Raw genomic sequence first — 11,721 nt, forward strand, 5'->3', positions numbered from 1 at the left:
AGTCAACGCAAGCAGATCCCGGCGTGCGACCGTCATATACGGACCCTATCAGCACAGCGCCGCCTGCGCGCAGCCCATCGAACGAGTGCCATGAGCGACAAAGCCGTCATCACCTGCGCGCTGAACGGCGTGCTCACCGATCCCAGGCAGCATCACGTGCCGGTCACGCCCAAGGAGATGGCGCGCGAGGCGCGGCGCGCCTATGACGCGGGTGCGGCGATTATGCACATCCATCTGCGCCAGCAGGCCGCTGGCAAAGGGCATCTGCCGTCCTGGGACGTCGACGTCTCCCGCGAGATCCAGCAGGCGATCCGCGAGGCCTGCCCCGGCGTGATCATCAATCACACCTCGGGCGTGTCGGGACCGGACTATCAAGGCGCGCTCGACTGCATCCGGCAGACCCGGCCGGAGATCGCGGCCTGCAATGCCGGCTCGCTGAACTACCTCAAGGTCAAGGCCGACGACACCTGGGCCTGGCCGCCGATGATGTTCGACAACTCGGTGGAGAAGATCCAGGACTATCTCGCCGCGATGAAGGACGCGCACACGATCCCGGAATTCGAATGCTTCGATGTCGGCATCGTGCGCTGCGTCGGCATGTATCGCCAGACCGGCATGTATGACGGCCCGCTCGAATACAACTTCGTGATGGGCGTCGCGTCGGGCATGCCGGCTGATCCCGAGCTGCTGCCGATCCTGCTCAAGCTGAAGCTCGCCGAGGCGCATTGGCAGGTCACGGCGATCGGCCGCGCCGAGATCTGGCCGCTGCACCAGCGCTGCGCCGAGCTCGGCGGCCATCTCCGCACCGGGCTGGAGGACACGTTCTATCTCGCCGACGGCACCAAGGTGACCTCGAACGGCCAGCTGATCGAGGCGATCGCCGCCTGCGCAAGGCGGGCGGGCCGCGAGATCGCAAGCCCCGCCGAGGCGCGGAAGATGTTCGGCACCGTCAACTGATGCGAAGTGCTCCGTCATTGCGAGCGCAGCGAAGCAATCCAGAGTCGTGGGCGGGGCCCTGGATTGCTTCGTCGCTGCGCTCCTCGCAATGACGCCGATGGGGAGGAGTAAATCAATGACCAATCTTGAGACCACCGGCGGCGTGCCCGGTCCGGGCCGGATCGGCCGGGTTGCGATCGGCGATCTCCTGAAGCGCGCGGCGCGGCGCTTCCCGGAGCGGGTTGCGATCACCGATGGCGGCCGCCAGGTGACGTTCACCGAGCTCGAGCGCGATGCCAACCGGTTCGCGAACCATCTCCTCGCCAAGGGGCTGAAGCCGGGCGAGACAATCTCGACGGTCTGCAACAACTCGGTCGAGTTCGTCAAAGCGCTGTTCGGCATCCACCGTGCCGGCCTGGTCTGGGTGCCGATCAATACGATGCTCGGGCCCGCCGACATGGACTACATCCTCGGCCACGCCGAGGTCCGCTTCGCGCTCATCGACGACAATCTGTTTGCGCAGCCGGAGCGGCGGGCGGCGCTGGAACAGCGCGGCGTCGAGCTGATCGCCGTCGATCTCACCGGGACGGCGGGGGCCGCGGGGCTTGCCAGCTTCAACGACCTCATCCAGGGGCATTCGGACGTCGAACCCGAGATCGAGATCAACGACCGCGATCTCGCGATGATCATCTACACGTCGGGCACGACGTCGCGGCCGAAGGGCGCGATGCATTGTCACCTCGCCGTGGTCATGGCCGTGATGAGCAACTGCATCGAGATGCAGCTCTCGCGCGACGACGGCATCACCGGGCAGTTCCCGCTGTTCCACTGTGCCGGCCACGTGCTGCTGCTCAGCTATCTCTCGGTCGGCGGCCGCATGGCGCTGATGCGCGGCTTCGACCCGGTCGCCTGCATGGAGGCGATCGTGCGCGATCGGCTGACCGTGTTCGTCGGTCTGCCGTTGATGTACCAGGCCATCCTCGATCATCCGCGGCGCAAGGAGTTCGACCTCTCGCATCTGCGCACCTGCCTCTACACCATGGCGCCGATGGGTCGGCCGCTGCTCGAGCGCGCGATCAAGGAGCTGTGTCCGAACTTCGCGCTGACCAGCGGTCAGACCGAGATGTATCCGGCGACGACGATGTCGCGGCCCGAGGTCCAGCTCGACCGCTTCGGCAACTACTGGGGCGAGTCGCTGTTCGTCAACGAGACCGCGATCATGGACGATGCCGGCAATCTGCTGCCGCCGGGCGAGATCGGCGAGCTGGTGCATCGCGGCCCGAACGTGATGTTGGGCTACTACAAGGATCCTAAGTCGACCGAGGACGCCCGCAAGTTCGGCTGGCACCACACCGGCGATCTCGCGGTCATCGACAACGGCGAGGTGCTGTTCCTCGACCGCAAGAAGGACATGATCAAGTCCGGCGGCGAGAACGTTGCCTCGGTCAAGATCGAGGAGACCCTGCTGGCGCATCCGGCGGTGCAGAATGCCGCCGTCGTCGGCCTGCCGCATCCGCAATGGGGCGAGGCGGTGTCGGCCTTCGTCAAGCTCAAGCCCGGCGCGCAGGCCAGTGAGACCGAGCTGCTCGAGCACTGCCGCAAGTCGCTCGGCGGCTTCCAGGTGCCGAAGCTGGTGCGGGTGCTCGAGGAGATGCCGATGACGGCTACCGGCAAGCTGCGCAAGGTCGAGCTGCGCCAGGCCTATGGCGAGCATTTCGCGGCGAAGAGCGCGTGAGCCGTCTACTCCACTTCCTCCGTCATTGCGGGATGACCCGAAGGGCCAGGCCCGGAATCCATACTCCCCATCGTGGCGATGGATTCCGGGCTCGCGCTCCACGCGCCCCGGAATGACGCCAAATGAGAGAACCCGTCCGTGGCCGTGATCGACAACACCATCTCTCCGTCCGGCGCCGCCTTCCAGGCCAACCGTGACGGCATGCTCGGCCTGATCGCGCGGATGCGCGATCTCGAGGCGCGCACGCGCAATGCCTCGGCGGGGGCCAAGGAGCGCTTCCATCAGCGCGGCCAGTTGCTGCCGCGCGAGCGCGTCGCCCTGGTGCTCGACCCTGGCGCGCCGTTCCTCGAGCTGTCGACGCTTGCCGGCTACATGTTCGATACGCCGGACCCGGCCAAGAGCGTGCCGGGTGGCGGCGTCATTGCGGGTATCGGCTTCGTCGCCGGCGTGCGCTGCATGGTCTCGGCCAACGACGCCGGCATCGATGCCGGCGCGCTGCAGCCTTACGGCCTCGACAAGACCTTGCGCGTGCAGGAGCTGGCGCTGGAGAACAAGCTGCCCTACGTGCAGCTCGTCGAGAGCGCCGGCGCCAACCTGCTGCGCTACCGCGTCGAGGATTTCGTCCGCGGCGGCAACATCTTTCGCAACCTGGCGCGACTCTCGGCGGCCGGCCTGCCGGTGGTCACCGTGACGCATGGTTCGTCGACCGCGGGCGGTGCCTATCAGACCGGATTGTCCGACTACATCGTCATGGTGCGCGGCCGCACCCGCGCCTTCCTCGCCGGACCGCCGCTGCTGAAGGCCGCGACCGGGGAGATCGCCACCGAGGAGGAGCTCGGCGGCGCCGAGATGCACACCTCGATCTCCGGGCTCGGCGACTATCTCGCCGAGGACGATCGCGACGCGCTGCGCATCGCGCGCGAGATCATGGGCAAGCTCAACTGGGACCGGCCATCGCAGGAGCCATCGCCGGTCAAGCCGCCGCGCTACGATCAGGAGGAGCTGCTCGGCATCATGCCGCTCGACCACAAGCGTCCGGTCGACATGCGCCAGGTCATTGCGCGCATCGTCGACGACAGTGACTTCGTCGAGATGGCTCCGAACTACGGACCGGCCACGGTGTGCGGCCATGCCCGCGTCGAGGGCCAGGCGATCGGCATAGTCACCAACAACGGCCCGCTCGATCCGGCCGGCGCCAACAAGGCGACGCACTTCATCCAGTCCTGTTGCCAGAGCCGAACGCCGATCCTCTATCTCAACAACACCACAGGCTACATGGTCGGCCGCGCCTATGAGGAGGCCGGCATGATCAAGCACGGCTCCAAGATGATCCAGGCGGTGACCTCGGCAACCGTGCCGCAGATCACGCTCTATTGCGGCGCCTCGTTCGGCGCCGGCAATTACGGCATGTGTGGCCGTGGGTTCCACCCGCGCTTCTGCTTCTCCTGGCCCAACGCCAAGACCGCCGTGATGGGCGGAGAGCAGGCGGCGGAGACGATGGCGATCGTGACCGAAGCGGCCGCGGCCCGCCGCGGCAAGCCGGTGGAGCGCGAGAAGCTCGACGCCATGAAGGCGCAGATCATCGGCGTGTTCGACAGCCAGATGGACGTGTTTGCGACTTCGGCGCGCGTGCTCGACGACGGCGTGATCGATCCGCGCGACACCCGCGCGGTGCTGTCGGAGGTGCTGGCGATCTGCCGCGAGGCGGAGGCGCGACAGCCGCAGCGCATGCAATTCTCGGTGTCCAGGCCATGAGCGGAGAGATGACGGGCATGCAACGCAGGCCGTTCCACAAGGTGCTGATCGCCAACCGCGGCGAGATCGGCTTGCGGATCATGCGCACCGCGCGCCGGCTCGGCTACGGCGTGGTCGCAGTCTATTCCGATGCTGATCATGATGCGCCGCATGTCCGGCTCGCCGATCAGGCGGTCCGCATCGGCGCGCCGCCGCCGGCGCAATCCTATCTGAACATTGCCGCGATCATTGCTGCGGCCAAGGCGAGCGGGGCCGATGCCGTGCATCCCGGCTACGGCTTTCTCGCCGAGAACGAAGGATTCGCGCAGGCCTGCGAGGAGGCGGGGCTGGTCTTCATCGGACCATCGCCGGTGGCGATCGCGGCGATGGGCAACAAGGCCGGCGCCAAGGACATCATGCACCGCGCCGGGGTCCCCTGCGTGCCCGGCTATCAGGGCGAGGACCAGGGCGACGAGGCGATGCTGCGCGAAGCGCGCCGCATCGGCTTTCCCGTGATGATCAAGGCCGTGGCCGGTGGAGGTGGCCGCGGCATGCGGCTGGTGACGGATGCGGACGCCTTTCCCGACCTGCTGCGCAGCGCACGCTCGGAAGCCGCGACGGCGTTCGGCGACGGCACCGTCATCCTCGAGAAGGCGATCGCCAATCCGCGCCACATCGAGATCCAGGTGTTCGGCGATTCGTTCGGCAATGCAGTCCATCTCGGCGAGCGCGACTGCTCGGTACAGCGGCGGCATCAGAAGCTGATCGAGGAGGCGCCGTCGCCGGCGGTCGGGCCGGAGCTGCGCGCGCGCATGGGCGCGGTGGCGGTGCAGGCGGTGAAGGCGCTGGGCTATGAGGGAGCGGGGACGCTGGAATTCCTGCTCGACGGCGACGGGCAGTTCTACTTCATGGAGATGAACACGCGGCTGCAGGTCGAGCATCCCGTGACAGAGGCCTTGACGGGACTCGATCTCGTCGAATGGCAATTGCGCGTCGCCGCCGGCGAGCCGCTGCCGTTACGCCAGGAGCAGATCAGCTTCTCGGGTCATGCGATCGAGGTGCGACTATGCTCCGAGGATGCGGCGCACGACTTCATGCCGCAGTCCGGGCGGATGGCGCTGTGGCAGATGCCCGAGACGATCCGGGTCGAGCATGCGCTGGAGTCCGGCGCGGAGATCCCGCCCCATTACGATTCGATGATCGCCAAGCTGATCAGCCATGCTGCGACTCGTGAGGAGGCGCGCGCAAGGCTGATCGCCGGATTGGAGCAGGCCGTTGCCTTGGGCGTCCCGACCAACCGGGCCTTCCTGATGTCCTGCCTGCGGCATCCGGCCTTCGCCGCGGGCAAGGCGACCACCGCATTCATCGCGGCGCATCGCGACGAGCTGCGTGCGCCGGCCGCCGAAGCGGCAGACCTCGCGCTGGGCGCGCTGCTGCTCTCCGTCAGCCATCCGCTCGCGCATCCCGTCCGCCGCGGCCGCTCGCTCGCGGCCGCCTTCGCGACGCCGCTCCGGTTCGAGATCGCCGGCGAGGTGGCCGAGTGCGAGCTGCTGCGCGAGCGTGATGGAATCTATCGCGTGACGCGTGGCGATGCAGAGCATCGCTTCGAGATCGTATCGCTCACGGATGATGCGATTCGGGTTCGTCACGCCGAGATCGTCGAGAGCGTGCGCTTCGTCCGCGACAACGATCGGCTGTTCGTCCAGCATCGCGGCCAGACGCTGGCGCTGCGCGACGTGACGTTGGCCAGGCCGCAATCCTCAGCGGCTGGCGGCGGTGATGGCAGGGTTCGCGCGGCGTTGAATGGTCGTGTGGTCGCGGTGCTGGTGAAGCCGGGCGACAGCGTGGCTGTGGGACAGCCGGTGGTGACGCTCGAGGCGATGAAGATGGAGCACGTCCACACCGCCGGCATCGCCGGAACGGTGACCGCGATCGAGGTTGCCGAGGGCGACCAGGTGACGACGGGCCGGATCGTGGCGGAGATTGCGGCCTGATCGTCGGGCAGGGGAGTGAGCTACGGGAAGATCTGCGACGAAGGCAATCATTGCTTGTCGCAGCGCGTGTGTGCCGACATCTTACGGCTGGCTCGGTGCACCTCTCCCCGCCCGCGGCAAGCGGGGAGAGGCCGGATTGCATCGTCAGATGCAATCCGGGTGAGGGGGGTACAGGTCTATCCACGTATACTTCTCGTGCGGCTGCCCCTCACCCCACCCCTCTCCCCGTAAGAACGGGGCGAGGGAGCCTACCGTCCGTGCCGAAATGGCCCGTTTCTCGTCTCTGCGCGTGTCTCGTCTCCAGCTGTGTGCAAACGAATTCGTCGCGAAGAAGAAAGTACGCGAACCAGCGGGGATTTAAGCTCGGTCGCTTGCGACTCTCACTCGTGCAACTGACGGCGTAGCGCCGCGACCAGCCGTGACGTCTGGAACGGCTTCGACAGCAGCGGTGCCGTGGCGAATTCCTCCGGGCATTGATCGACGGAATAGCCGGTGACGGCGACGAAGGGCACGCCGGCCGCCGCCAAGGCGCGCGCGATCGGCGCCGATGTTTCCTGCCCGAGATTGACGTCGAGCACGGCAAGATCGCAATGATTCAGCTCCAGCAGATGGAGGGCTTTGTGCACGGTCGGCGCCACGCCGACCACCGTGAATCCGGCGGCTTCGAGCTCGACCGCGAGGTCGAAGCCGATCATGGGATCGTCCTCGACGATCAGGAGATGAGTCTTCTCACTGGCGCGCATGATGACGGTCGCGGCAGAGGCGTTGCAGGGGGCACCTCAGGTGCCAGCGCAGTCCGGCCGGCAGGAACTCGACCTCGACCGTTCCATCTAGGCCGGCGCGCACCAGGTCGGAAATCACCCGGCTGCCGAAACCGGTGTGCTCCGGCGGCGCGACCTCAGGCCCGCCGCTCTCGACCCAGGTCATGTCGAAGCTGTCATCGATGCGCGTCCAGCGGACCGTGATCCGTCCGTCGTCGTTCGACAGCGCACCATATTTGGCCGCGTTGGTGGCGAGCTCATGGACTGCCATGCCGATCGACTGAGCTGCCTCTGGCGTCAGCTCGATCGGCGGTCCGTCGATCGCGATGCGGTCGCCGATCAAGTCGCCGAACGCCCCGAGCTGCGAACGGACCAGGCCGCCGAGTGGAATGAAACGCCAGTCGTTCTGGATCAGGAGATCCTGATTGCTCGCGATCGCCTGCAGGCGCTCCAGAAAGCGGTTGAGGTCGAGCTGGCGGCCGTGACGGGTCATCTGCCGGGCGATCGCCTGCACCAGCGACAGCAGGTTCTTGCTGCGGTGGTTCACCTCGGCCAGCAAGGTGCGCAACTGCTCCCTTGTCTGGCGCTTGTCGGTGATGTCACGCACGATCTTGGAGGCGCCGATGATGCGGCCGCTGGAATCCCGGACCGGCGAGACCGTCACCGATACGTCGATGAGTGCCCCATCCTTGCGCAGGCGGATGGTCTCGAAATTGTCGATGATCTCGCCGGACAGCACGGTGGCAAGGATCCGGTCCTCCTCGGCCTGGCGCTCCTGCGGGATGATCGTGCGGATCGAGTGGTTGATCATCTCGCCTTCCGAGAAGCCGAAGATGCGTTCGGCGCTCTTGTTCCAGCTGGTGATCGTGCCGTCCAGCGTCTTGCTGACGACGCCGTCCGAGGACGAGGCGACGATGGCCGCGAGCATCGCCGAAGCACGCTCGGCCTTCTTCGACAGCGTGACGTCGCGGATGATTTTGGAGATGCCGACGATCACGCCGGTGCTGCTGCGGATCGGTGAAAACGTGATGGAAACCTCGATCGGGCGTCCCGGCTTGGTCAGCCGGACGGTCTCGAAGCTCTCGATCGCTTCGCCCGCGTTGACCCTGGCGCGCAAGGCGCTCGCTTCTTCCGCCAGCTCGGGGGGTATGATCTCGGAGACGGGTCTGCCGATCATCTCAGCCGCGGTGAACCCCAGCATCCGTTCGCTAGCCGCATTCCAGCTGCGGATGATACCGTCTGCGGTGGTGCCGACAATGGCGTCGGCCGAGCACTCCACGATCGCCGCCAGATAGGCCGTATCGTCGTCGGTTACGCGTGGGGCGGGGGAGGCGCCGGGCATTCCGTGCACGTCGCAGGCTCCTTGCTAACAGGTCGACAGAGAAGACGCCGCGCACGGGATTACCAACTTGTTTGTGTACAAATGCAAGGGCTATCTCGATCGCTGCTTGTTGTTGGTTTTTCCGGCAACGAGGACAGGACGGCTTGCCGCCAGCAGACCCCCCAGGGGCCGTGCGACGTGCTCCAGCTCACGACGGCGAACACCAAGAACGCAGGCTTGGGCGGTTTGTTCCAAGGGATCCTGTTAAATTGCCGCCGAACCGGCGCCAGGGTGCGCTTGCAGCCGGACGCCGCCGGCCGGGGGCTGCGGCTCAACCCATTGGCGAATGTGGCCTTAACTACTTCCTCAGGCTGAGAATGTAGCCTGCCAGGTCGGCCGCATCATTCGCACTGAGCGGATTGTTGGCCATCGTTGCGTGGGGAAGCAGGAGGAACTTGGTCAGCATCTCCTTCGTCACGTCGTCCCTGGCCGCGATGGCGACGAACGGCCGGGCGCGCCGGAACTTGGTCGGCTTGGTGGCCACCGCGTGGCAGGCGGCGCACCAGCGCTCGGCGAGCTGGCGGCCGTGGTCGAGATCCTCGGCGGCCGCCGGAGCGGAGAGCAGGACCAGCAGCAGCAGCGATGGTACGGAGGCACGTCGCACGCCCGGTTCTCCTCACAGCGGCTGGTCGTCGTCGGTCGACGGCTGGTCCTGCAGCGAGACGATGTCACCGCCGCCGAACTCGTCTTCTGGGGGCGGATAGACCCACATGTGGTCGCGCACGCTCCTGACGCCCTGGACGCTCTTGGCCGCCACGATCGCTGTGGCCCGCTCCTTCTCGTTGCGCACCGCCCCCGTGAGATGCGCGATGCCGTTGCGGACGACGACGTTGAAGCGGCAATGCTTGCAGGCGGCCTGGTCGAGTGAATCGAGGATGGCGCTGCGGATGCCGTCATCGTCGGGGGTGGGGCCCGGAACGGCAGTGGCGAGGTCGGCCACGGTTTGCAGGAAATCCGTATGTGTCACCACGCCGGCCAGCCGGTCGCCACTCATCACCGGGAGACGCTTGATGTTGCGCTTTTCCATGATCTCGGCGATCTCCGCCAGGCTGGCATCGGCGCTGACGGTGACCGGAGGCTGGCTCATGATGTCGCCGACCGTCCGGCCGTGGGAATGGACGAAGTCGGCGCCGATGCGACCGCGGCCGACCAGGAGGTCGAGCCAGCGGCCTTGCCTGCGCTCGGTGCCGAGCTCGGCGCGGCGCAGGAAATCACCGTCCGTCACCATGCCGACGAGCGTACCGGACGCGTCGACCACCGGCAGCCCGCCGATGTGGTTGTGCAGCATGATCCGCGCTGCCTCGGCCACCGGGGTTCCGGGCGTCACCGCGATCACGGATCTGGTCATGATTTGATGAGCGCGCATGTCGTCGTCTCGTGCAATCGCTACGGTCGCAATCGATGAAGAATAGCTCCGCGGCATCGCGCGCGCTTGACCAGGATCAATCCGAGGTCGTGCCGCCCTACACGATCCTTGATGTCTTGTTGCCCCAATAGCGGTCGCGCAGCAGGCGCTTGTAGAGCTTGCCGGTCGGCAGCCGCGGCAGCTCCTTCTCGAAATCGATCGAGCGCGGCACCTTCTGCCGCGACAGCGACTGCCGGCAGAACGCGATCAGCTCCTCTTCCAGCTCAGGCCCGGGCATGATGCCCGACATCGGCTGGACCACCGCCTTCACCTCCTCGCCGAGATCGGGATTGGGCACGCCGAACACGGCGGCATCGGCGACCTTCGGATGCGTGATCAGCAGGTTCTCGCATTCCTGCGGGTAGATGTTCACGCCGCCGGAGATGATCATGAAGGTGGCGCGGTCGGTGAGATAGAGATAGCCGTCGGCATCGACATAGCCGACGTCGCCCACGGTGCTCATGCTGCCGTCGGCCGAACGGGCCTCCTTGGTGCGCTCGGGGTCGTTGAAGTATTCGAACGGCGAGCCCGTCTTGAACCACACCGTGCCGGCGGTCCCGACCGGGCAAGGCTGCATGTTTTCGTCGAGGATGTGCAGGTCGCCGAACAGCACCTTGCCGACCGTGCCGCGATGCGCGAGCCATTCCGCGCTGTCGCAGGCGGTGAAGCCGAGGCCTTCGGTGGCGCCGTAATATTCGTGGATGATCGGCCCCCACCATCTGATCATGTCCTCCTTGACCTGTGCCGGGCAGGGCGCTGCGGCGTGGATTGCGACCTCGAGCGAGGAGAGGTCGTAGCGGGTCCGAACGTCCTCCGGCAGCTTGAGCATGCGCGAGAACATCGTCGGCACCAATTGGGTGTGCGTGATGCCCCATTGCTCGACGAGCTGGAGATAACGCTCGGGATCGAACGTCTCCATGATGATGGCGGTGCCGCCGACGCGGATGGTGAGGTTGACCGCGGCCTGCGGCGCGGAGTGATAGAGCGGCGCCGGCGACAGGTAGATCATGCCCTCGCGGTAGCGCCACAGCCTTTCCAGGAAGTCGAAGATCGGAAGCTGCTGCACCGGCGGCTGCTCGGGCAGCGGCCGCAGGATGCCCTTCGGCCGGCCCGTGGTGCCGGAGGAGTACAGCATTGCGGTGCCGACGCATTCGTCGGCGATCGGCGTCGCCGGCAGGCCGGCTGTGGCCTCGGCGAGGCCGACGATCCCCTCGCTCTCGCCTGCGCCATCGGCGACGATGCACAGCTCGATGCCGGGCGCCTCCTTCAGCGCCTCGCGCGCGACGTCGAGCTTGGCGAGGGAAGTGATCAGGAGCCGCGACCGGCTGTTATTGAGGATGTAGGCCAGCTCGCCGGGCGTGAGGTAGGAGTTCACGCAGGTGAAATACAGCCCGGAGCGCTCGCCGGCGCCGCACGCCTCCAGATAGCGGCTGTTGTTCTCCATGAAGATCGAATAGTGGTCGAGCCGCTTCAGGCCGCGTTGGCGGAACAGATGCGCCAGCCGGTTGCTGCGCGCCTCCAGCTCGCGATAGGTCACGACCTCGCCGGTCGAGGCCATGATGAAGGCAGGCTGCAATGGGCGCAGCCGGGCGTGCTTGCCGGTGTACATGTGTCCTCCTGCCGATACGCGCAGCTCGCCGCGGCGCGCGGGCGGGAGGAAGGCGCCTGCCGCGGCACCTTGGCATGGCGACGCGATGCAGACGATGCTGCCTCACGCGTCCAGGCGGTTTCCGTCCCTGCGCACCATCCCGGCGGGACGGCTCGTTGTTTGGGCG

At 66.7% G+C, this 11,721-nt stretch carries 9 protein-coding genes; 4 read left to right on the top strand and 5 right to left on the bottom strand.

Annotation, left to right across the window (positions count from 1 at the left end; all coding sequences use genetic code 11):
• The first annotated feature begins 90 nt into the window (after positions 1-90).
• The 4 genes from ACQR1F_RS22365 to ACQR1F_RS22380 all read left to right on the top strand — a co-directional run bounded on the left by ACQR1F_RS22365 (position 91) and on the right by ACQR1F_RS22380 (position 6,399).
• Positions 91-957, top strand: coding sequence for a 3-keto-5-aminohexanoate cleavage protein (locus tag ACQR1F_RS22365; RefSeq protein WP_434913887.1), 867 nt, complete (start codon positions 91-93; stop codon positions 955-957).
• Positions 958-1,072: 115 nt separating this feature from the next.
• Positions 1,073-2,671, top strand: coding sequence for an AMP-binding protein (locus ACQR1F_RS22370; RefSeq protein WP_434913888.1), 1,599 nt, complete (start codon positions 1,073-1,075; stop codon positions 2,669-2,671).
• A 138-nt stretch (positions 2,672-2,809) separates the two neighbouring features.
• Positions 2,810-4,426 carry an acyl-CoA carboxylase subunit beta gene (locus ACQR1F_RS22375; RefSeq protein WP_434913889.1) on the top strand — a complete coding sequence of 539 codons (1,617 nt, stop codon included), beginning with the start codon at positions 2,810-2,812 and terminating at the stop codon, positions 4,424-4,426.
• A gap of 17 nt (positions 4,427-4,443) precedes the next feature.
• Positions 4,444-6,399, top strand: a complete 1,956-nt coding sequence (locus ACQR1F_RS22380; RefSeq protein ID WP_434913936.1) for an acetyl/propionyl/methylcrotonyl-CoA carboxylase subunit alpha — start codon at positions 4,444-4,446, stop codon at positions 6,397-6,399.
• Between the two features lie 380 nt (positions 6,400-6,779).
• On the opposite strand, the gene ACQR1F_RS22385 is transcribed toward ACQR1F_RS22380, so the two are convergent.
• The 5 genes from ACQR1F_RS22385 to ACQR1F_RS22405 all read right to left on the bottom strand — a co-directional run bounded on the left by ACQR1F_RS22385 (position 6,780) and on the right by ACQR1F_RS22405 (position 11,555).
• Positions 6,780-7,142: a response regulator gene (locus ACQR1F_RS22385; protein ID WP_316218711.1), complete on the bottom strand. Its 363-nt coding sequence runs from the start codon at positions 7,140-7,142 to the stop codon at positions 6,780-6,782.
• Positions 7,129-8,511 carry a sensor histidine kinase gene (locus ACQR1F_RS22390; RefSeq protein ID WP_434913890.1) on the bottom strand — a complete coding sequence of 461 codons (1,383 nt, stop codon included), beginning with the start codon at positions 8,509-8,511 and terminating at the stop codon, positions 7,129-7,131. The genes ACQR1F_RS22385 and ACQR1F_RS22390 overlap by 14 nt, the downstream gene beginning before the upstream one ends.
• Before the next feature lie 328 nt (positions 8,512-8,839).
• The gene (locus tag ACQR1F_RS22395; protein ID WP_316218713.1) at positions 8,840-9,145 is read right to left on the bottom strand and encodes a c-type cytochrome; all 306 of its coding nucleotides are present in this window, start codon (positions 9,143-9,145) and stop codon (positions 8,840-8,842) included.
• A gap of 12 nt (positions 9,146-9,157) precedes the next feature.
• Positions 9,158-9,907, bottom strand: a complete 750-nt coding sequence (locus tag ACQR1F_RS22400) for a CBS domain-containing protein (protein ID WP_315801664.1) — start codon at positions 9,905-9,907, stop codon at positions 9,158-9,160.
• Positions 9,908-10,004: 97 nt separating this feature from the next.
• The gene (locus tag ACQR1F_RS22405) at positions 10,005-11,555 is read right to left on the bottom strand and encodes an AMP-binding protein (protein WP_434913891.1); all 1,551 of its coding nucleotides are present in this window, start codon (positions 11,553-11,555) and stop codon (positions 10,005-10,007) included.
• Positions 11,556-11,721 lie beyond the last annotated feature (166 nt).

The organism is Bradyrhizobium sp. HKCCYLS3013, assembly GCF_051167615.1.
In the GTDB taxonomy this organism is placed as follows: domain Bacteria; phylum Pseudomonadota; class Alphaproteobacteria; order Rhizobiales; family Xanthobacteraceae; genus Bradyrhizobium.